We start from the raw sequence: 22,236 nt of genomic DNA, 5'->3' as shown, positions 1-22,236 counted from the left end.
CTAAGGCAGTGCGCAAGTAATTTAAAGTCCGCATTCGGATTAAGACGTGGAATCGGATTGAATACGTATCGCATCGCGTGCGATTTGTCTTTCTTCGTCGGCAGGGATGATGTGAACATCCACAGATCCGAGGAATGCGAGGTGGTCTAGGATTTTGTCCCGAATGGGTGCTGCGTTTTCACCGATGCCGCCGGTAAAGGCGATGGCGTCCACCCCGCCCATAGCGACAATTGCTGAACCTGCCTCGCGCGCGGCCCAATAACAAAAATGGTCGACGGCAAAGCGCGCGTTTGCGTCTGAGCGCGCGAGCAGGTTCTTCATGTTGTTGTCGCCTGCAAGGCCTTTCAGCCCGCTTTGTTTGTTCAACAGGTGATCCGCTTCGCTTAGGCCCAGATCGTGGGCGATCCGAAGAACAGCCGCGCCATCGATTTCGCCGCATCGGGTGCCCATCACAAGGCCAGACATTGGCGAATAGCCCATAGAACTGGCGACGGATTGGCCGTATCTGATTGCGCAGAGGCTGGCACCATTGCCCAAGTGCAGCGCGAGCAGGCGGTCGGGTAAGGCATCGCCGAATTCGCTGACCATGTTGGCGTAGGACGATCCGTGAAAGCCGTATCGCTGGATGCCTTGAGCGTATTGCTGATCCGGGATGGCGTAGCGCTTTGCGATATCGGGGTTTGTCGCATGAAACGCCGTATCAAAGCTGACGAATTGCGGCATGTCAGGGCGCAGTGCGTTGATTGCTTCGATGCCAAGCAAGTTTACCGGGTTGTGCAGGGGTGCAAGCGGAATACAGGCGCGGATCGCTTCGATCACCTCTGGCGTGACGCGGGCGGGTTCTGAAAAATATGCGCCACCGTGAACCACGCGATGTGCAACGGCGGAAATATCTGTGGTTTTATGCCCTGCCTGATCAAGTGCCCCGAGCATCTGTTGCAGCGCGCTGGCATGATCCTTGGCCGTAATGTCCGCGCTTTGATCATTGAGCGTCAGGATACTGGCCCCACCAATATTGCTAACCGCGCCATCGGCGATTTGGGTCAGATCGGTTGTAAACAGACTGACCTTAAGCGATGAGGACCCAGCATTAACGACGAGGATCATTGTGCAGCCGCCACAATCACGCCGAGCGCCGCCGAGCAAATCCGCGCGGGGGCCTGTTGGCTGCGTGATGTCAAAAGAACAGGAACCTTGAGCCCCATAACCAGCCCGCCAGCGCAGCACCCCATGCCAAGCACCATCATTTTGAATAGTGCGTTGCCCGAGGTGATGTTGGGGGTGAGCATAATGTCTGCATCGCCGGACACAGCAGATGCATAGTTTTTCGCTTTTGCTGCCTCGGCGCTTAAAATCAGATCGAGCGCCATCGGACCTTGGACTGTAGCATTTGGAAGGGCGTCTTTTGCCCATGTCGCGATTTCGTCGGCTTCAGTTGTGTTCGGGATTGAGGGGATCAGGTCTTCTGTCGGGGCAAGGATGCCGGCCTTGACCGACGTGTCGCCCAAGATTTCCGCCAATCGCACGGCGTGGCTGAGGCATGCTTTGCGCGTTTCTACTGACGGGTTCACGTTCAATGCTGCGTCTGTCAGCAAGAGCGGGCGTTCGGACCCGGGACGGGTAATATGAAAGACATGGCCGCATCTTGTGCCTTTTTCGCGCAGCCCTGCGGCAGAGGGGAGCAACCCTTTGAGAAATGTCGAGGTGTGGACCTGACCTTTCATAATGCTGTCTGCTTCGCCCGCCCGCGCAAGTTCGGCAGCGCGCGTCGACGCCTGCGCATGGGGCGCGTGTTCAATGCGATATGGGCTGATGTCCCAGTCAATCTGACGGGCGGTTTCGCGGATCTTGTCTGAATCGCCGATCAAGATCGGTTCGGCTAAGCCTAGCTCGACCGCTTCGCGCATGCCTTGCAGCGGATTGACTGCCCCTGCATTCACCAGGGCAACCTTTGGTGTTGGCAGGCTTTGTGCTTTGGCCAGCAGTCCAGCCGGGCAGGGTGCAGTTTCTTGCGACAAGAACGGGAAGGGGAGTGTCATTTAGCGTGGCCTTTCAGGTCAGTAATGGGCGTAATAGGCCAAGACCTGACAAGATCAGCAAGAGAAAAACCGCAAAACGACGAAAGGTTACCGGTGAAGTGGCCAAGAACTGCCGCCCGCCAAACCATATACCAAGGCCGAGAAGGGGAAATGCACAGATTGCAGCGATGCCCGTGTCAGGTGTTACCAGCCCTCCATGCCACATCAACGGCAGGGTCATCAGGTCAAGCCCGGTTAAGAACACGATCATCGTCGCGCGGAACCGGACGGCGGGGATTGGCTGTGCTGATAGAAAAGCAGCGACAGGCAGCCCGCCGACACCCGCGCTGTTACAAATGCCAGCCAGCGCGCCGACCATCCCGTGCCCATTGCGCCCAATGGTGCGTTGCAGGGTGACACCCGATAGCAAGACAAGCGATAGAACCAAGATGATCCCAGAGATGGCGAGCCTGATTGCGTCGTCCCCGATCGAAAGAACAAAGCGCACCGCAAACGGCAGGGTGATCGCCGCCCCAATCAAGAGAGCAACCGCCCGCGCCCAATCAACATTGCCGCGTATCCCGCGCGCCTGAAACCCGGTCATCATCATTTCGCAAGCAAAGACCACGGGGATCAATGGCAATGGGTTTGTCACCAGCGATGCTGACGCAATGAATATGGCCGAGAAACCAAAGCCGGAATATCCGCGCACATAGGCAGCCCCCAAGAGGGCCACGGCCAGCATCGCAGCCGTGGCGGGCGACAAATCAAATGGCACTTAGTCAGCCATATCGTCGCTGACGACACCCGCCACACGCACAGGTTTTTTCATGGCATCGCGACGGAATGGTTCACCTAGCTCTTGGTTTAGGATGACTTCGATCAGGGTGGTTTCGTTGTTTTCCATCTGATCGGTGATTGCCTGTTTCAATAAGGTGGTTAGTTCGTCCATCGTTTTGGCTTGAACGCCTTTTAGCCCGCAGGCCTGTGCAATCCCCGCATAGGATACTTTCATATCCAGTTCGGTCCCGACAAAGTTATCATCGAACCACAGGGTGGAATTGCGCTTTTCCGCACCCCATTGGTAGTTACGGAAAACAATCTGCGTAATTGCAGGCCATTCATCGCGGCCAATCGCGGTGAGTTCGGTCACAGAGATGCCAAATGCCCCGTCGCCCGCAAAGCCAATGACGGGAACATTCGGGCAGCCGATTTTTGCCCCAACAATTGATGGCAGCCCATAACCACAGGGGCCAAACAATCCGGGGGCAAGATATTTACGCCCGGTGGGGAAGGACGGGTAGGCGTTGCCGATCGCACAATTATTACCAATGTCAGAACTGATAATCGCGTTTTCGGGCATCGCGGCTTGGATTGCGCGCCACGCCATACGGGGGCTCATCCAATCGGGGCGGGCGGCGCGCGCACGTTCGTTCCATGTTGTGCCGGGATCATCGTCTTCGTGATCCATGCTGGTCAGCTCTTGGGCCCATGACGATTTCGTTTTGGCGATCAAGGATTTGCGGTCGTCGCGCCCTGCGTCGCCCGCAGTGTCGGATAGTTGCGCCAATATCCCGCTGGCGGCCTTGGCTGCATCTGCAATGATCCCGACGCTGACCTTTTTCGTCAGGCCAATGCGGTCAGGGTTGATGTCGACCTGAATGACCTTGGCATTCTCTGGCCAGTAATCGATGCCATAGCCGGGTAGGGTGGAAAACGGGTTCAACCGGGTGCCAAGCGCCAGAACAACATCGGCCTTGGCGATCAATTCCATCCCCGCTTTGGACCCGTTATACCCCAAAGGCCCGGCAAAGAGCGGGTGCGCACCGGGGAAGGCGTCATTGTGCTGGTAGCCCACGCAAACAGGCGCATCGAGCCGTTCGGCCAAGGCGATTGATGCATCAATGCCGCCCTCAGACAGGACAACACCCGCGCCATTTAAGATCACGGGGAACTTGGCCTCGGATAGCAGCTTTGCCGCGTCCGCAATCGCGTTGTCACCACCTGCCGGGCGTTCAAAGTCGACGATCATGGGCAGTTCGATATCAATGACTTGGGTCCACATGTCGCGCGGAATGTTGATCTGCGCAGGGGCGCTGGCGCGTTTGGCTTTCATGATCACACGGTTCAACACCTCAGCCACACGAGAAGGATCGCGGACCTCTTCTTGATAGGCGACCATGTCTTCAAACAGTTTCATCTGTTCGACCTCTTGGAAGCCCCCCTGACCGATGGTTTTATTTGCCGCCTGTGGTGTCACGAGCAAAAGTGGGGTGTGGTTCCAATAGGCGGTCTTTACGGCTGTGACAAAGTTTGTGATCCCCGGACCGTTTTGCGCAATCATCATCGACATTTCACCTGTCGCACGGGTGTAGCCGTCAGCCATCATGCCAGCAGACCCTTCGTGCGCGCAGTCCCAGAACGTGATGCCCGCGGGCGGGAAGATATCCGAAATCGGCATCATGGCAGACCCGATAATGCCAAAAACATGTTTGATCCCATGCATTTGCAGTGTTTTGACGAATGCTTCTTCGGTAGTCATTTTCATGGATGCGATCCTTCGTATTGGTCGGGTGGGGCAAATGCGCGGGTGGATTTGCGTAAGTTAAAATTCTGCAAGCTTTGGCAATAGGGCCAGTTGTGTCAGCCTCTTAATACCAAAATTACAGAGTATGTCTTTGGATAGCCTGAGCGATACGCTGAATGCCGGGTGCGATTTGCGATGCAGGAATGGATGAATACGCAAGGCGGTAATACTCTGTCGGCGGTGTTTCAGATGCAAAAAACGGTGCCCCCGGTTCAATGAGAACGCTTTCGTTACGCAATTCTTTGGCGAGCCGCGCTGTGTTGATCCCGTCAGGTGCGCGTAGCCACATGGCAGAGCCACCATAGCTGCCATGGCCCGCAATCGTTAATCCGTGGGCATTGATCGCGTCGTCCATGGCCTGTCGGCGTGCGTGATACGCGGCACCCATCCGACGTATCAGCGCATCGTAATGGCCAAGCGATAGAAAATAACTGACGGTGCGTTGAATATGGCCGGGCGGGTGGCGCAGCACGGTGGCACGCAGCGCGCGCGCCTCGCGAATAAAAGGTTCAGGCCCCACCAAATAACCCAATCGCAACCCCGGAAAGAGCGATTTTGAAAACGAGCCCACGTAAATCACTCGTCCATTCCGATCAAAGGACTTGAGTGCGGGAGATGGGGCTTTGAGGAATGACATCTCGAATTCATAGTCATCCTCTACGATCAGAAAGTCGTTTTCTTCGGCCCTTTCCAGCAGTGCCTTTCGGCGGTCAATCGGCATGGTCGAGGTGGTCGGGCATTGATGGCTGGGCGTGACAAAGGCGACATCTATTGACTCGGATAATCGGGTTGGATCGATCCCTTTGTCGTCAACGGGCACGGGTGTGTATTGACAACGCGAGTGATCCAAGATGTTGCGTAGCGCAGGATAGCAAGGGTCCTCAATCGCGGCCATTCGGCGACTATTCAGCAGAACCTGTGCGGCCAGCCAAAGCGCGTTTTGTGCGCCCATCGTCAGTAGGATTTCATCGTTGTTGGCCAAAATCCCACGACGCGGCAGTGTTTGGCGCGCGATAAATTCGATCAACTGCGGGTCATCGTCATCATAGTAGTCAGAGGTCAACGCTCCAAAATCACGCATCCCCAAGGCACGCAACGCACAAAGCCGCCAGTTCGCCGCGTCGAATAGCGACTTGTCTGTTTGCCCATAGAGGAACGGGTATTTGTAGCTCGCCCAATCCATCGGCTTATCAACATTGAGGCCGGGGGCGAATTTTTGACCCAATGCACGGTTCCAGTCGACCGTGCCGTTGCTAGATCGATTGGCAGGAAAAGCCGGAGGTTCTGGTGCGTTATCCGAGACAAAGTAACCAGAACGGCCTTTGGATGTCAGGTAATCATCTGCGACCAGTTCTGTATATGCCAGCGTAACTGTGATCCGGCTGACCCCAAGATGCGCCGCAAGTTTGCGCGACGATGGCAGGCGTTCGCCCGGACGAAAGCGTCCCGCAAGAATGCCTTGGGCGACCATCTGTTGCACACGTGCCTGCAGGGTGCCTTCGGCAGATGGATCAAGAAAGAATGTATCGATAGAAACTGGCATGAACTGGCCCTAAGTTGATCCGATTTTGGACTTAACTTAGGGCCGGGGCAAGCGCCAAACGCGTGACCTTGTTTTCGCTATCCCAACACCTGCGTGATCGCGTTACTCACTGCCTCGGTGACTTGGTTTAAGTCATCTTTGGTCGCAATTAGCGAAGGCGCAAAGAGAACTGTGTTATTGTAGCCCGGAACCGAGCGATTGGTTCCGCCGACGATCACACCGTTTTTGATGCACTCGGCAACGATTGCGGCGGTGTGCTTTTCGTCGATTGGTTCTTTTGTTGTGCGATCAGTTACCAGTTCAATCCCGGCAAACAGCCCCATGCCGCGTACATCGCCGATCCACTTGTGCTGCTCTGACAAGGCAAGCAGGTTCTCGTTGAGGTGTTCACCCATTTGGGTCGAATTTTCCAGCAACGCTTCTTCTTCGATGATTTTCATATTCTCGATGGCCGCCGCTGGTCCGCCAGTGCATCCCCCAAAGGTCGAGATGTCGCGGAAATAGCTCATCTTGTCAGTGTCATCTTTGAACTGTTCAAACACCGCGTCTGTCGTCACACAACAAGAGATCGCCGCATAGCCTGATGCGACCCCCTTGGCCATTGTGACGATGTCAGGTTGAACGCCGAATTGCTGATAGCCGAACCACGTTCCGGTCCGCCCCATGCCGCAGACGACCTCGTCAATATGCAGTAGGATATCGTATTTCTTGCAGATTTCCTGAACACGTTCCCAATAGCCTTTGGGGGGGACAATGATGCCGCCCCCAGCCGTAATCGGTTCAAGGCAAAGCGCACCTACGGTGTCTGGACCTTCGCGGAGAATGACACCTTCGATCGCTTGTGCTGCGGCGTGGCCATAGGCCTCACCGCTTAGGCCGTTTTCGGCGCGATACTCGAGGCAATGGGGCACACGAACAAATCCGGGGGCAAAGGGACCGTATTGTGCGTTGCGCTCATCTTGGCCGCCAGCAGACAATGCGCCGATGGTAGTGCCGTGGTAGTCACGATCACGGTAGAGGATTTTGTATTTCTTTCCGCCATGATGCTTATGGCTAATCTGGCGCACCATTTTAAAGGCTTTTTCATTGGCCTCAGAGCCAGAGTTCGCGAAATAGACGCGATCAAGGCCGGGCATCTTTTCAATGAGCATTTCGGCATATTGCGCGCCCGGAATAGTGCCTGCTGCGCCGCCGAAGAAACACATCTTGGTGACAGCATCGGCGACGGCTTTGCCGATACGCTCGCGCCCATAACCCACGTTGACCGTCCACACGCCACCGGCAACGGCATCGATATATTCCTTGCCGGTGATGTCCCAAAGACGCAGGCCTTTTCCTTCGACAAAGATGCGCGGATCGCTGGTTTCATAGACCTTGTGCTGGCTCAGGTGGTGCCAGACATGGGCGCGGTCAGCGTCGACCACATGGTCAAGATCATTGGAAAACTGTGTCGTGTCCATTCCGGAGCCTCGATTTAAGAATTGGAAAATGGGGAACGCGAATCTGGCTCCGCCTCGCCCCGTTCAACTGTATTTTGACGGATTTTCCAATCTCTCTAATAGGTCCAATTGGTGCCCCTAAATATATCCAGAAATGCAAGGGAACGACGGTATTCATTGATGTTTTATACGTCACTGCGATGAATTATTGCGCAAATTTTTCATCATTGCGGATTTGAAGCGCGAAACTCTTTAGAAAACCACGCAACTGCGTATGATGAGCGCAAGCGACTGGCTCAGTCTATGTCATGCATGTTGAAGGAACGGAAATCGGCGGGATGAACGTTGACTGACATTGATATTCTGACAGGCTGTCAGATGTGAGGGGATAGCTTCAATAGCTGGGTCACATTGGCGCTAAATACACAAGGCGGGTGAAGCCGTCAGCATTTCTGCCTCGATCTGCGGGGTCCAACACGGGAGTTAAAAATGAAACTAAAGTCGGTATTCACCAGTGCACTCGCAGGGGCTGCGATTTTGGCCTGCGGAACATCTGCAATGGCTGAGGGCCATGGCGAAATCACTGTCGGCTATTTCTTGGAGTGGCCGATGCCATTCCAATACGCCAAGGTAAACGGCACCTACGATGAAGCGCTGGGCCTCAAGGTCAACTGGGTGAGCTTTGATGCAGGCACGGCGATGTCAGCGGCCATGGCCTCGGGCGATGTGCAGATTTCTGTCAGCCAAGGTGTGCCACCATTTGTTGTTGCCGCCTCTGCCGGGCAAGACTTGCAGATCCTCGATGTGGCTGTTTCCTATGCTGAAAACGATAATTGTGTGGTCGCCACAGAGCTTGAAATCGACAAGGACAGCGCGGACGAATTGGCCGGCAAAAAGGTAGCGGTCCCGCTTGGTACTGCTGCACACTATGGGTTCTTGCGTCAAATGGAGCACTTTGGTGTTGATCTTGCCTCGCTTGAAATCGTTGACATGGCCCCACCGGATGGTGCCGCCGCAATCGCGCAAGGCTCTGTCGATATGGCGTGCGGCTGGGGTGGTTCTCTGCGCCGGATGAAAGAATACGGAAACGTTCTGCTGACGGGTGCCGAAAAGGAAGAATTGGGCATCTTGGTGTTTGACGTCACCTCTGCACCTGCCAGTTTTGTGGCTGAAAACCCCGATCTGGTGGCGAAATTCCTTGCTGTCACGGCAGAGGCAAATGCCGCTTGGAACGAGGGGTCTGCCGTTGCAGAAATGCTGCCCGTGATCGCGAATGATGCCGGTATGGACGAAGATGCGACTGCTGAAACAATGGCCAGTTTTGTCTTTCCAAGCGTCGAGGATCAATTGTCCGATGCATGGCTTGGTGCGGCTGCGCCCGTCTTTATGAAAGGTGTCGCAGACGTCTTTGTGGATTCTGGTTCCATCGATAGTGCGCTGGATAGCTATGCTGGCAACGTCAACACAGGGCCGCTGGCCACTTTGAACGACATGTAATTTAAGATTGCGGCCCGGCAACACCCGGGCCGCGACAAGAATTTTCTAGAAAATTCTTCGGTCCGCCGCGGCGTGCCAATAATTTTCCAGAAAATTATTGGAGCGGGAAATGTCGTCACTACTCATAGACAAACTGTCCATGCGGTTTGATCTTCCAAATGGTTCTTCGGTACAGGCGCTGCAAGATGTTTCGCTCGATTTGAAAGCGGGTGAACTGCTCTCGATCCTTGGGCCATCGGGCTGCGGAAAAACCACGCTGCTCAATATTGTCGCCGGGTTTTTGGCCCCGACTGCGGGCCATGTTTCGTTGAACGATAAGGTGGTCACTGGTCCGGGCGCTGAGCGGGGCATGGTGTTTCAGCAGGGCGCATTGTTCGAATGGATGAGTGTACGCGAAAATGTAGGCTTTGGCCCTTCAATGAAAGGCATGCCAAAGGCCGAGAAGGGACAAATCGTTGACCATTTGCTCGATGTTGTTGGGCTGCAGGCTTTTAAGGACAAAGCTGTCTATGAACTGTCTGGCGGTATGCAGCAGCGCGTTGCCTTGGCCCGCTGCCTTGCGAATGAACCCGATGTGATTTTGATGGATGAACCCCTTGGCGCATTGGATGCGTTGACCCGTGAAAAAATGCAGGGGCTTGTCTTGAAGCTTTGGAAAGAGACCGGAAAGACCATTATTTTGATCACCCATTCGGTGGAAGAGGCGCTTTTGCTCGGCGAGCGGCTAATCGTCATGGCACCCCGTCCGGGCCGTATTCACAAAGAATATCACCTGCCATTTGCAGAAATGGGAGTGAACCAAGACCTCCGCGAGGTGAAGCGTGATCCCCGTTTTAGTGACACTCGAGAAGAAATTCTGAGCATGATCTGGGACATGGAAGAAGAAATTATGGGCCGGGCGGAGACTGCTTAATGGAATTGCTTGCGGATTTGGGCGCAGAGCTCTGGGCGGTCCTTGCCACTGTTGTACGCGTTATCCCCTATATCGTCGGATACATCGTTCTGATTTTGCTCGCGATGGTCGTTTGGCGTGGCGTCAAAAGACTGCTTGCGCCCAAACAAGATTACGGATCGCTCAAGACTGTGACCTTTGGTGACGAAAGCGCTGTGACCTCGAATACGGCTGCGTCGGTCGTGTCGGTCGTGCTGATTTTCGTCATGTGGGGTGCGTTTACCGGCTCTAAACTGTTGCCGTTCTTCATGCATGCGCCCGGACCGTTTTCTGGGGATGCCAGTTTCACCTACACGATTACCACGCCGGATGGTCAATCAGATGATGCACAAGTGTTTGTTATTGTTCACCCCGCGACGGTTGAAACCGATGCCCCTGAGGTGCCATTGGGTGACGGAATCGCCAAGGACGACTCTGTCGCAATCGCGAGTTACCGCAGCGCGCTCTTGCGGGTTGATCGCAACGATGAAATGGGCCGTGATCAAGATACGTTCATCACGGCAGTGAACGGACGGTCGATTGGGCCAGGTGGTTCGGTTCGGGTCGGCTTTGGCACCGTTGCGATGTCATCAAAGGGTACGCTCAACATCATTCCCGCTAAGGGCATGCAGATGGAACCCATCTGGCTGCCCGCCCCAGAAGCCGTATGGATGCGTCTGACCGAAATCGCGACCGAAGGCTTCCGTAATTCTACATTGATGGAGCACTTGGGCTTTTCGCTATTCCGCGTGATTGTTGGATTTCTGCTTGGGGCAATTGTAGGTATCCCATTGGGCTACGCGATGGGGCTGTCAAATTGGTTTCGCGGCTGGTTTGATCCCATCGTCGAATTTATGCGCCCGGTTCCTCCGCTTGCTTTGATCCCGCTTGTTATCATCTGGGCCGGTATCGGAGAGGTGGGCAAGATCATCCTGCTCTTTCTCGCCGCCCTTTGGATCATGGCGATTGCAGCGCGGTCTGGTGTGTCTGGTGTTCGCATTTCAAAGGTGCACGCGGCCTATTCGTTGGGTGCCTCAAAATGGCAGATCATGCGTCACGTGATCATTCCGAATTCCCTGCCAGAGATATTCACAGGCGCGCGCGTTGCGATGGGCGTGTGCTGGGGCACGGTAGTTGCTGCAGAATTGGTCGCTGCCGAAAAAGGGGCGGGCATGATGATCATGGTGGCTTCGAAATTCCAGAATACCGATATTGTTCTAATGGGGATTATTTTGATCGGTATCATCGGGTTTAGCATCGACATGCTGATGCGGTGGATCGAACGTATTCTCGTTCCTTGGAAAGGCAAAGGTTAGGCCCGGTATCACGAATTGGGGAAAGCTGAATACCTGGTGCTGTGACCCCGTTAGTGATGGTTGTGGGCGGCACTGTGGATTGGTCCAATGCGAAATTCATCCGAGAATGGATGAACCAATAAAAGAATTTGATCTGCGTTCTTGACCTTCCTGTGACTGGAACCCCTATGTAAGGTGCCAGACCAATCGTGAGGCATCCCATGGGATCATCGTCAGAACTAAAATTTCAGGTCGCCGGGCTTAGCTGCGCAGGCTGCGTTGGCCGCGCGGAAAAGGCGATAGCAGCTGTACCTGGTACGGCAGATGCGCATGTAAACTTGGCAAACACGTCGGGGTCGGTGCGGGTGACGACTGCTGAAACCGGCCGCGCAGTGATAAGCGCGCTAGACGCCGCAGGCTATCCTGCGGTCGCTCATAAATACATCTTTGATGTCGCAGGTATGACATGTGCGTCCTGTGTCGGCCGTGTAGAGCACGCATTACTGGAAATCGCAGGTGTTACTGGTGCGACGGTCAACCTAGCCAATGGCACTGCGACGGTGACGACAGTCACTGATTCAGCCATTCTGCGTGATGCGATTGCCGCCACGGGCTATACCGCCACGCTGCGTCGCGATGGTGAGCCGCATGAAGATCGGCAGGGGGCCGAGATACGTCAGCAGTGGCAACGTTTTGTGATCGCAGCCGTGCTCACGCTGCCAGTGTTCGTCCTTGAGATGGGGGGGCATCTATTGCCGCCGTTTCATCACTGGGTCATGCAGACAATCGGTCAACAAACGAGCTGGGCAATTCAGTTCATTTTGACATCTGTGGTGCTTTTCTTTCCGGGGCGTGAATTCTTTGCCAAGGGTGTTCCTGCGCTTAGGCGCAAGGCACCCGATATGAATTCGCTTGTTGTGATGGGAGCCGGAGCGGCGTGGATTTACTCGACTGTTGTGTTGTTTGCGCCTGCGCTTTTGCCTGCGACTGCGCGCGCGGTTTATTTCGAAGCAGCCGCCGTCATTGTGACGTTGATCTTGTTGGGGCGCTGGCTGGAAGGGCGGGCAAAGGGCAAGACTGGCAACGCAATTAAGCGGCTGATTGGACTGCGACCGACCCACGCGCAGGTCTTGCGTGGGGATACAGAAACCCAAGTCGCAGTGGATGACATCCAAAGCGGTGATATAGTCGTTGTGCGCCCCGGCGAGCGTATTCCAACGGATGGGGTTGTTTACAGTGGCCAATCATTTGTGAACGAAAGCATGGTCACAGGAGAACCGTTACCTGTCGAAAAAGACAACGATGATCTCGTGATTGGCGGCACGATAAATGGTAACGGTGCACTGCAGATACGCGCAACGGCGGTTGGAGCCGAAAGCCTGCTGTCGCAAATTATTACAATGGTCGAAGACGCCCAGAGCACCCGCCTGCCGGTGCAGGATTTGGTGAACAAAATCACGCAGTGGTTTGTTCCCGCCGTTATGGCGATTGCGACGGCGACGATCTTGATATGGCTTTTGTTTGGGCCGTCTCCGGTGTTGTCTTATGCGCTTGTTGCTGGGGTATCGGTCATGATTATCGCCTGCCCTTGTGCCATGGGATTGGCGACACCGACTTCAGTTATGGTTGGCACCGGGCGGGCCGCCGAGCTGGGGGTGCTGTTTCGCCGTGGTGACGCCCTTCAGACGTTGCAATCGGTCGATGTTGTAGCCTTTGATAAGACTGGTACGCTCACTTTGGGGCAGCCGACGCTAACCGACGTTTTGGCGCTGGACGGAGACAAAGATGGGCTGTTGCAGGTTACGGCATCGGTCGAGAGCCTATCAGAACATCCGCTTGCACGCGCGATCGTAGCGGGGGCTAAGGGGCCGTTGCCAGAGGTTTCAGATTTTACGTCACTGACCGGACATGGTCTGCGCGGCGTTGTTGACGGTCAAGTGGTGCTAGTCGGGACCGCACGCCTCTTATTGCAGAACGGTGTTGATACTACGCTGCTCGAACCAACTGCACAGGATTTGGCGCGGCAAGGGAAGACACCGATATTGGTTGCGGTGGATGGCCAGCCCGCTGGTGTGATCGGCGTCGCAGACACGTTACGGCCATCGTCAAAAGAGGTCGTGCAAAAGTTGCGCAAGAATGGTGCGCGGGTGGTCATGATCACCGGGGACGCCGAACAAACGGCGCAGGCAATCGCTGCAGACCTCGGGATCGATGAAATCCATGCGCAAATTTTGCCCGGTGGCAAAGCCGAGGTTATTCGCCAGTTACAGGCAGATGGCGCAAAGGTCGCCTTTGTCGGGGACGGTATCAACGATGCTCCGGCGCTGGCCACGGCTGATGTGGGGATTGCAGTTGGGACGGGAACTGACGTCGCGATTGATAGTGCTGACGTTGTCTTGATGTCGGGTGATCCCTCTGCCGTGTTAAATGCAATTACGGTAAGCCGCGCTACAATGGCCAACATCAAACAGAACCTCGTCTGGGCCTTTGGCTACAACGTACTTTTGGTGCCTGTCGCGGCAGGAGTGTTGTTTCCGGTATGGGGCGTATTGTTGTCGCCAGGGCTGGCTGCTGGGGCAATGGCATTGTCGAGCGTCTTGGTGGTTTCAAATGCGTTGCGGTTGCGCTGGGTAAAGGGCTGAATGATGAACATCTCAGAAGTAGAAACACGCACCGGCCTACCTGCCAAAACGATCCGCTATTACGAAGACATCGGCCTAGTGACGCCCGCACGTCGCACGAATGGGTACCGTGACTTTAGCGATAAAGACGCGCATAAGCTCGCGTTTTTGGCGCGCGCGCGGGCATTGGGTTTTTCGATCGAGGATTGTCGAAACCTCCTCGCGCTTTGGGAGGATCAAACCAGAGCAAGCAGCGACGTACGTGAAATCGCCAAACATCACCTTGTCGAAATCGAAGCGAAAATTCAGGGCTTAATGGCCATGCGCGATACGCTGTCCGATTTGGTGCATCAATGTGCCGGAGATAGCAGGCCAGACTGTCCGATCTTGAAAGGGCTAGAAGGGTCGCAATGACGCCCCAATGTTGCCTTGCGGTTGTATCAGGACTAGAGGAACGATGTTCAATCTGGCTTAGGGATTTGGGATGCGCATTTTTCGGTGGCTTTTGTCTGGCACCTTGATCGCTTTGGTCGTTTGTGGCGCTGCACTGCCTGAAGGGTCCGACAAAACACGCATCATTGACGGGCTGGGTAAGGCGGTTTTTGTCAGCTTTGGTCTGCTTGCGCTGGGGTATGTTTACCGTTTCCGGCGTTGGCTGCGGGGCGCGCGTCAAACGCCCGTTGTCGCCCAACGCCAGCGCGAGAAACCGATTATCGTTGACGGTTCAAATGTGATGCATTGGGGTGGCGATCCATCGGCCAAGGTCTTGGCCCGCGTGATCACGGCCCTAAAAAACCGCGGCTATGATCCGGTGGTCTATTTCGACGCGAATGTTGGGTATAAATTGGCGGATAAACATATGGGGCCACGTGAACTGGCCTCTGTCATTGGGGTGCCTGCGGCGGATATTGCACTGGCACCGAGCGGCTCGCCCGCCGATCCGATCCTGCTAAAACACGCTGCCGACGAAGGGCTGCGCGTGGTGACGAATGACCGTTTTTTGGATTGGAAACAGCAGTTCCCAAAGGTTGGCGACAAAGGGTTTCTGGTCAAAGGACGCTGGCAAGAAGGTAGCGTGATCCTGTTGGGATTGGGGCGAGGCTAAAGGCTGGATCAACGCGGGCTGATGTCCAAAGGCGACAGCCGGAATGCTTTGCCGAAACCGCCATTCAGGTGAAACGCGGTTGGTGTCAGCCGGAACATGATGAAATCAGGGAAATCGTAGTACAGCTTTGCCTTTGGGATTTGGGCAAGCCATGTGGATTTATGCGCAGGTTTGTCGACATGCGCGGCGCTGCATTGCACGGTTAGGCGTGGGTGCGTCAGCGGGTCACCTTTGTCGCCGGGTTCGCCGACCAGAACGGCGCATTGGGGTGCGGCTAATAGTGCGGTGGTGTGTGTCGACAGCCGCGAGACCAGAGTTAGGAAACCATCCCCAGCCCAGATTAAACCGACTCGCGTCACATAGGGCGCGCCGTCTGAGTCCACGACCGCCAAAGCCCCAAACCGCGTGGCGGTCAGGATGTCATTGGTGAGCGCAATGGATTCGGGTGTGGTGGGATTAATGGGGTCTTTGGTCATGATGGGGTTAGCATAGGTTTGGACGCGTGAAAGGGAAGGGGGCTATCCGATACCGCGCCAGATATCAGGCGTAGCGTCCGGCACGAGGGCTGGTGCGGAACGCGCCCGCCCGTGGCGGCCGGTCGGACGCGTGCCCTTTGCAGGCAAAGAGCGGCATAGAAAATATGCGCGCTGGCCGGGTCAACTATGGATCCAATCAACCAATAAATCGCCATAGCCCCATTGGATTGTTCCCCAAATCAATAATGTGAATTCAGTCCACCATATAGTTTTTAACCAAATCGTGTTCGACTCGTGGCTGCGAGCGTATCTTTCCTCGAATTGATTAAGTATGTTGCTGAGGTCGCTAAGAGGATTTTCGCCACTATTTTCTTCTAGACGCTTCTGAACGTCTCTACAGAACGATTCTACTTTCTCAGCATCATTTTCACAGAACGGGTTCGGGACCTGTAATACCTGAGCTATCTGGGCATGCTGACATGCATGAATATCAAACGTCAATTCTAGAGCCTGACGGTCAGCTTCAAATTGTTTGCGCAGATATACAAGGTGAGACTGAGTACGCTGATGTTCCCACTTCTGGTTGACGGTGTTAAAGGTTGATTGGCTCCGTGATAGGTAGAAAATTGCCCATGCAACGATTAGCGATCCTAGGCGCGCAAACCAGTCAGGTTCGTTGGCAAGAATTAATTGAACTGAGAGCCAGCCAAATAGTGCAAACGGTATTAGTTGATAAGCAAATGGATGTATTCTCTTTATGAAATTATTCTTTTGAAAGTGACTGAACATATTGCCCAACTCCTTGCATTGCTAACGCTTCCTCCTCTTAACCCCGCCCCGCTGACCGGGCTTGCCAGCGGTACTGCGCCCTGCCGCTTTTTGCGCATCATCGACGGCTTTGTTGACGGCTTGTTGCCGTGCCAGTGGGTCGTCGCTGACGACCAGATCAACGGTTTCGAGCCGTTTGATTTCGTCGCGTAGGCGGGCGGCTTCTTCGAATTCGAGGTTCTCGGCGGCTTTGCGCATGTCGGCGCGTAGCCCGTCCAGCACGGCCTCGAGGTTGCCGCCGTGCAGCGGTTTGTCGACGGTGGCGGTGACCCGGTTCATGTCCACGTCGCCTTGGTAGAGCCCGGCGAGGATGTCTTCGACGTTCTTTTTCACGGTCTGCGGGGTGATCCCGTGTTCTTCGTTATAGGCCATTTGTTTGGTGCGGCGGCGCTCGGTTTCCTTCATCGCGCGGTCCATGGAGCCAGTGATTTTGTCGGCGTACATGATGACGCGCCCTTCGGCGTTCCGCGCGGCGCGGCCGATGGTTTGCACGAGCGAGGTTTCAGAACGCAGGAAGCCTTCTTTGTCGGCATCCAGAATGGCGACCAGCCCGCATTCAGGGATATCGAGTCCCTCTCGCAATAGGTTGATCCCGATCAGCACGTCGAACGCCCCAAGCCGCAGGTCGCGCAGGATTTCGATCCGCTCAATCGTGTCGATGTCAGAGTGCATGTAGCGGACCTTGATCCCCTGTTCATGCATGTATTCAGTCAGGTCTTCGGCCATGCGTTTGGTCAGGGTCGTGACCAACGTGCGGTAGCCATTGGCCGAGACTTCGCGGACCTCGTCCAGTAGGTCGTCCACCTGCATATCGACGGGCCGGATTTCGATTTCAGGGTCGATTAGCCCGGTGGGTCGAATGATTTGTTCGGTAAACACGCCGCCGGTCTGTTCCATTTCCCACGCTGCAGGCGTGGCCGATACGAACACGGATTGCGGGCGCATGGCGTCCCATTCTTCGAATTTCAGCGGGCGGTTATCCATGCAAGACGGCAACCGGAACCCATGTTCGGCCAGTACCGATTTACGGCGGTAGTCGCCTTTGTACATGCCCCCGATTTGCGGCACGGACACGTGGGATTCATCGGCAAAAACAATGGCGTGGTCTGGGATAAATTCGAACAGGGTGGGCGGTGGTTCACCGGGGCCGCGGCCGGTAAGATACCGCGAGTAGTTTTCGATGCCATTGCAGACGCCTGTCGCCTCGAGCATCTCAAGGTCGAAGTTGGTGCGCTGTTCAAGGCGCTGCGCCTCGAGCAGTTTGCCGTTGGCGACCATCTTATCAAGCTGCGTGCGCAGTTCTTTTTTGATGCCGATGATGGCTTGGTTCATCGTTGGTTTGGGCGTGACATAGTGGCTGTTGGCGTAAACGCGCACCTTGTCGAACGTGTCCGTCTTGGCCCCCGTCAGCGGGTCGAATTCTGTGATGGTCTCGAGCTCTTCGCCAAAGAACGACAGTTTCCAAGCCCGATCATCTAGGTGGGCGGGCCAGATTTCAAGGCTGTCACCACGCACCCGGAAGGTGCCCCGCTGAAAAGCGGCATCGTTACGACGGTACTGTTGGGCGATCAGATCGGCAATGACTTGGCGTTGGTCGTACATTTCTCCGGCATGCAGATCTTGCGTCATCGCGCCGTAGGTTTCGACCGAGCCGATACCGTAGATGCAGGACACAGAGGCCACGATGATCACGTCGTCGCGTTCCAGTAGTGCCCGCGTTGCGGCGTGGCGCATCCGGTCGATTTGTTCGTTAATTTGGGATTCTTTTTCGATGTAGGTGTCAGACCGGGCCACATAGGCCTCGGGTTGATAATAGTCGTAGTAGCTAACAAAGTATTCTACGGCGTTGTCAGGAAAGAACCCCTTGAATTCGCCGTAGAGCTGCGCGGCCAGCGTTTTGTTCGGCGCAAGGATAATCGCCGGGCGCTGCGTTTCCTCAATCACTTTGGCCATGGTAAAAGTCTTACCCGTGCCCGTCGCCCCCAAAAGAACCTGATCACGTTCGCCCCCCAAGACACCGGCGGACAATTCCTTGATGGCCGTGGGCTGGTCGCCCGCCGGATCAAATTCAGTGCTTAGTACAAATTTCTTGCCGCCTTCCAGCTTTTCGCGGGTTTTCACATCCGGCGCGGGATTGGCAAGATATGCATCGGGTTCTGACTTGTCGGTCTGGGCGTATGGCATCGGCTTATCCTCGGGTTAATCTATATGTGATCCCTTTTTGTTCCGCTGCAACCCCGTTTCCTGACATTCGTTGTCAGTATGCTTGCGCAATCGCACTGTTTTGCGGATAACAAGCCCAATTATGGAGTTCATGATGCGTGCACGAATCTACAAACCCGCAAAAACAGCCATGTCGTCAGGCACAGCCAAAACACACCTTTGGGTTTTGGAACATGTCGCGCAATCCGCCCGCGAAGTTGACCCGCTCATGGGGTGGACATCTTCGGAAGATACGCAAGCGCAAGTAAAGCTGACCTTTGAAACCAAAGAAGCAGCGGTGGACTACGCCAACGAGCATGGCATCGACTTTGTGGTCCAAGAACCCAAAACACGTAAACCAAACATTCGTGCCGGTGGCTATGGAGAAAACTTCGCAACGAACCGCCGCGGCGCATGGACCCATTGATCGTTGTAAATCGGGGAAAAGTTGTCTCGAAATAGGGGTAAGGATCCCGCAAAACTGGTGTAATGTGGAAACCTATTGATATTGGCCCTGACGGATTTACTAGCGGGCCAGTTCAGACAATGGGCCTTTAACTCGGATTGAACGTTGGTTTAGCACGAAGCGTGCGTGTGGAGCGGGGCAAATACATGGCCGCTCCAGTTTAACTAGATGTCGGGTCGCTCTCGAAGCTCAATAGTCAGCCTGTCTCATTCAAATACCGACTACTCGACCTCCGATTTCTGCCATCTCATCACTGCGCTTCGGGACTAGGCCCCGACCGAGATAGCAAGTTGACAATATGTACAATTTGTCTGATTAACCCCACGCAAGCATGGGCCGTTAGCTCAGCTGGATTAGAGCAGGGAACTTCTAATTCTCAGGTCGGGGGTTCGAGTCCTCCACGGCTCGCCATGCTTGTTTTTGCCAATGATTAAACGACCATTGTCTGATAATGCTTTGGAAGCTGAAGACCAGCATCCAGAATTCTCTGCTGAAGCGCGTCAGAAATGAAAATGTTTGGGCGACGTATGCGTTTTTCGCGCCAGATCTGCGCATCACCTATGATACTTGGCGACATTGCCAAACCCGCAGTTGCTTTTTTTGTATCACTACCAAAATACAAAGGGCTGTCATGAAACGAAGCTTCGTCGCTTTCATCCGGCTGAAAACTGTCAAGAAATTGCCCAATGCGCATTCCAAAGTAGCTTTCCGGATAAATTTTTTCGCGAGGCATCACGATCTCCATCGGCCAAAACTGATGTATGCCCGGCTCCGCCTCTTCGATAATCTCTTTCAGACTTTGGTGGGCAATAAGGAGCTTGTTCGTGATTTCGGCTAGGGCTGCTATTTCTTTTACGTTCTTTTTGGTCTCAAACTGCTTAACCATTTCGACGTCTTCGAGAGGTCCGAAATCCTCTGTAAATTTCCGAGCTACCGAGAATGTGTTCCGTGCGTCATCATCCGCGCCGATCTCGTCCCAATGCTTTTGAAGACCCTCCTTCCATCCTACGAAATCGCCGTTGAGAAAGAATTTACCAAAGCCACTCGCCTCATGAACTGCCCAAACCATTCTACGCACCTTTCTCCGGTAAGGCCTTCTGCGCCCCCATCTTTTCCAATGTCTCCGCGTCCACCATCCGTGTCACGATCGGCTGTTGGCATCAATCGCATTCCCTATAACTTGATCTGAACTCTAGCCATCATACGCATGAGCAGAACATTTGCGGCGGCGTATAAAGTGACCCGTACATCTTGATCGCCCGCTTTTGAGATGCGGCCAGGGTTATCCTGTTCGCAGCGATCTTTCGCTGTCTAACATCAAGGTTGGATTTTATTTGAAACTGTTGTTTTCATATATTAGCAATCTCGCTAAGTGTTTGGGGCGCTTGGTGGCGCCCCAGTTGATGAGTATCAGTTGGCTGAGGCTAGGCGCGTCCACACCTCGACCCGGCGATTGAGGTCGCGTCCTTCGGCGACGTCGTTACAGGCCATTGGCAATTGTTCGCCAAAGCTAAGCGGCGTGATGTCGTTATCGACGAGCGTTTGACGCGGTAGTTCGCGTTCCAGGATTTCCAGAACCGCTTGCGAGCGCGCTTCGGCAAGGATCGTATTCAGGTTTGAATCCCCAACGCTATCCGCAAATCCAACGAGCAGTATTTCTTGTCCCTCAAATTCGTTTGCTTCGATCCGTTTCGCAAGCTCACCAAGGTTGTCGATGGATTCTGGATCCAAGATGCTTGACCCTGAACGGAACCGGAATGCGATGGAAAGGCGGTCAGCGCCGCGGAGTTCCCGCATCAAGGTCGAGAATTGATTGCCGTCGAAATCGGGTTCCACCGCCGCAGTATGCACGAGCATCATGCCCATATTTTCGATCCCGGTCTTTTCGAGATCCGCGTTAGCAAAGCCTGCATCGCCGATGATCTCTTGTGCAGCAGAGCTCTTGGACCATTCGACAAACTCTTTGGCGACAGGATGCAGCGCATCGGGACGGGTGTAGGCGTAAATCGAACGCCCCGCAGGGTAGTCGCCAATTTTGACGCCAAAATTCGATGGGGCGGCCAGCAAGCCACACGACCGGATCAAAGAGATCAGACGACCGCCACCCGCAAGAGCCGTAGCACGTGATGCGACGCCGATGGCTGCGCGGTCCGACACAACAGATTCAACCAGTCCGGCAGAGGTCTCATGCGTTGCAAAAACCGGTGTGCTACCCGAAAGTTTTGAAGGGAGAATGCGTGCGCGGAATTCTTGTGCGATCGCAGTTTGCGCGTTGGCATAGTCGTGGATGCGGATTGGCATATCGCGCCCTCCTAACTGCTGCCAATTCGTGATTTCACCCGACCAGATGCGCTGGATGTCCTCTGGCGCGAGGTTGCGGATTTGATTGGTGGGGTGCACGAATACGGTGACAGCATCAAGTGCGAGCAGGGCCTCGTGCTGGCTGCCGCGTAATTCTCCGAAACCTCTTTCGGTATAGATTGCGGACTCTTGGGGTGTAATCCGGCGCTGAGTGAAGCCAACGTCAAACACCCCTTCATCAAGTTGGGTAAGGACACTATCGTCGTCGGCAACGCGCAATGTCAATTCGGCGACAAGCGTTTCGTCGGCCGCGTGAATTTGGGCGATCCGTTCGCCTGTGATCGCGTTAGTCGTAAAGCTGATCTTGGCCTCTTTGGTGTCCGCAAACCCCTTAAGTAGGGCGGGCAAAAGGGACTCCATCGTGACGCCTCCGGCCTGAACAACAAAGCTGGGCGTTTCTGAAATCGTCGGGCAGCCGGGGCCGTCGCAAATCATCAGGTCCTGCGAAAGCCGCAGTTCCCCTAGGGCCGTATCCAAGACATATGCGCCATCCTCTAGCGCAACGAGCTGGCCCGTCAGTTCCATTGATCCTGATTTTTCGCGCAGGGTTACGGTCGGGCGTTCGATGACCTCTGGCGCGTCTAAGTCCGGGCAAAGCGCGCCGATACATTCTACATCATTGACGTCGATAAGCAGCCGACCCAAGGCCGTCTGGATAGCATATGCGCCATCCTCTAATGCAATGTCTGTGCCAACAATCTCAAGTTCATCGTCGACGCGCAGAACAACCTGTTCCTGCGCAAAAGTAATGCCGGGCATCAGCAAAAGTCCAATGGATGCGAGATGCAGTCGGCCGGCACGAAGGGTGGTTTTGGCGTTTGGGAGTGTCCAACTTTTTCTCATGATCATTTCATCGTTCCTTAGTGT

Annotated in this window: 18 protein-coding genes and 1 tRNA gene; 8 read left to right on the top strand and 11 right to left on the bottom strand. The window is 54.8% G+C overall.

Annotated features, from left to right (window positions below; all coding sequences use genetic code 11):
* Nucleotides 1–39 precede the first annotated feature (39 nt).
* The 6 genes from TW80_RS07990 to TW80_RS07965 form a co-directional block, all read right to left on the bottom strand.
* Complete coding sequence (locus TW80_RS07990) at nt 40–1,107, bottom strand: acetate/propionate family kinase (RefSeq protein WP_045996708.1); 1,068 nt, start codon at nt 1,105–1,107, stop codon at nt 40–42.
* Nucleotides 1,104–2,039: a phosphate acyltransferase gene (locus TW80_RS07985; RefSeq protein WP_045996707.1), complete on the bottom strand. Its 936-nt coding sequence runs from the start codon at nt 2,037–2,039 to the stop codon at nt 1,104–1,106. Before TW80_RS07985 ends, TW80_RS07990 begins: the two co-directional genes overlap by 4 nt.
* A gap of 13 nt (nt 2,040–2,052) precedes the next feature.
* The gene (locus tag TW80_RS07980; RefSeq protein ID WP_045997104.1) at nt 2,053–2,763 is read right to left on the bottom strand and encodes a TSUP family transporter; all 711 of its coding nucleotides are present in this window, start codon (nt 2,761–2,763) and stop codon (nt 2,053–2,055) included.
* 33 nt (nt 2,764–2,796) lie between these two features.
* Complete coding sequence (xsc, locus tag TW80_RS07975) at nt 2,797–4,566, bottom strand: sulfoacetaldehyde acetyltransferase (RefSeq protein ID WP_045996706.1); 1,770 nt, start codon at nt 4,564–4,566, stop codon at nt 2,797–2,799.
* Nucleotides 4,567–4,681: 115 nt separating this feature from the next.
* The gene (gene pdxR, locus TW80_RS07970) at nt 4,682–6,148 is read right to left on the bottom strand and encodes a MocR-like pyridoxine biosynthesis transcription factor PdxR (RefSeq protein ID WP_045996705.1); all 1,467 of its coding nucleotides are present in this window, start codon (nt 6,146–6,148) and stop codon (nt 4,682–4,684) included.
* A gap of 77 nt (nt 6,149–6,225) precedes the next feature.
* A complete protein-coding gene (locus tag TW80_RS07965) occupies nt 6,226–7,608 on the bottom strand; it encodes an aminotransferase family protein (RefSeq protein WP_045996704.1) in 1,383 nt (460 codons plus the stop codon).
* A gap of 468 nt (nt 7,609–8,076) precedes the next feature.
* Here TW80_RS07965 and TW80_RS07960 point away from each other — a divergent pair, with 468 nt between their 5' ends.
* From TW80_RS07960 to TW80_RS07935, 6 genes are all read left to right on the top strand, one after another.
* Complete coding sequence (locus TW80_RS07960; protein WP_045996703.1) at nt 8,077–9,084, top strand: taurine ABC transporter substrate-binding protein; 1,008 nt, start codon at nt 8,077–8,079, stop codon at nt 9,082–9,084.
* A 109-nt stretch (nt 9,085–9,193) separates the two neighbouring features.
* Complete coding sequence (locus TW80_RS07955; protein WP_045996702.1) at nt 9,194–9,997, top strand: taurine ABC transporter ATP-binding protein; 804 nt, start codon at nt 9,194–9,196, stop codon at nt 9,995–9,997.
* Between the two features lie 104 nt (nt 9,998–10,101).
* A complete protein-coding gene (locus tag TW80_RS07950; protein ID WP_045997103.1) occupies nt 10,102–11,331 on the top strand; it encodes an ABC transporter permease subunit in 1,230 nt (409 codons plus the stop codon).
* Between the two features lie 200 nt (nt 11,332–11,531).
* Nucleotides 11,532–13,952 carry a heavy metal translocating P-type ATPase gene (locus TW80_RS07945; RefSeq protein ID WP_045996701.1) on the top strand — a complete coding sequence of 807 codons (2,421 nt, stop codon included), beginning with the start codon at nt 11,532–11,534 and terminating at the stop codon, nt 13,950–13,952.
* Between the two features lie 3 nt (nt 13,953–13,955).
* Entirely contained in the window at nt 13,956–14,345 is a 390-nt protein-coding gene (gene cueR / locus TW80_RS07940; RefSeq protein ID WP_045997102.1) for a Cu(I)-responsive transcriptional regulator, read from the top strand.
* A gap of 70 nt (nt 14,346–14,415) precedes the next feature.
* Complete coding sequence (locus TW80_RS07935; RefSeq protein ID WP_052700911.1) at nt 14,416–15,036, top strand: NYN domain-containing protein; 621 nt, start codon at nt 14,416–14,418, stop codon at nt 15,034–15,036.
* Nucleotides 15,037–15,044: 8 nt separating this feature from the next.
* On the opposite strand, the gene TW80_RS07930 is transcribed toward TW80_RS07935, so the two are convergent.
* The 3 genes from TW80_RS07930 to uvrB all read right to left on the bottom strand — a co-directional run bounded on the left by TW80_RS07930 (nt 15,045) and on the right by uvrB (nt 18,524).
* On the bottom strand, nt 15,045–15,512 hold the full coding sequence (locus TW80_RS07930) for a HugZ family pyridoxamine 5'-phosphate oxidase (RefSeq protein ID WP_045996700.1): 468 nt from the start codon (nt 15,510–15,512) through the stop codon (nt 15,045–15,047).
* A gap of 180 nt (nt 15,513–15,692) precedes the next feature.
* Nucleotides 15,693–16,301: a hypothetical protein gene (locus TW80_RS07925; RefSeq protein ID WP_045996699.1), complete on the bottom strand. Its 609-nt coding sequence runs from the start codon at nt 16,299–16,301 to the stop codon at nt 15,693–15,695.
* A gap of 21 nt (nt 16,302–16,322) precedes the next feature.
* Nucleotides 16,323–18,524 (bottom strand): excinuclease ABC subunit UvrB, encoded by a 2,202-nt coding sequence (gene uvrB, locus TW80_RS07920; protein WP_045996698.1) that lies wholly within the window; start codon nt 18,522–18,524, stop codon nt 16,323–16,325.
* Between the two features lie 133 nt (nt 18,525–18,657).
* Here uvrB and TW80_RS07915 point away from each other — a divergent pair, with 133 nt between their 5' ends.
* Nucleotides 18,658–18,969 carry an ETC complex I subunit gene (locus tag TW80_RS07915; RefSeq protein ID WP_045997100.1) on the top strand — a complete coding sequence of 104 codons (312 nt, stop codon included), beginning with the start codon at nt 18,658–18,660 and terminating at the stop codon, nt 18,967–18,969.
* Nucleotides 18,970–19,341: 372 nt separating this feature from the next.
* Nucleotides 19,342–19,419, top strand: a tRNA-Arg gene (locus TW80_RS07910).
* A 19-nt stretch (nt 19,420–19,438) separates the two neighbouring features.
* Here TW80_RS07910 and TW80_RS07905 read toward each other — a convergent pair.
* A complete protein-coding gene (locus TW80_RS07905; RefSeq protein ID WP_045996697.1) occupies nt 19,439–20,077 on the bottom strand; it encodes an imm11 family protein in 639 nt (212 codons plus the stop codon).
* Between the two features lie 341 nt (nt 20,078–20,418).
* Nucleotides 20,419–22,218 (bottom strand): phosphate ABC transporter substrate-binding/OmpA family protein, encoded by a 1,800-nt coding sequence (locus TW80_RS07900; protein ID WP_045996696.1) that lies wholly within the window; start codon nt 22,216–22,218, stop codon nt 20,419–20,421.
* Between the last annotated feature and the right edge of the window lie 18 nt (nt 22,219–22,236).

Source organism: Loktanella sp. S4079 (genome assembly GCF_000967725.1).
Classification (GTDB): Bacteria; Pseudomonadota; Alphaproteobacteria; order Rhodobacterales; family Rhodobacteraceae; genus Yoonia.
This window is presented reverse-complemented; position numbering and strand designations above follow the sequence as displayed.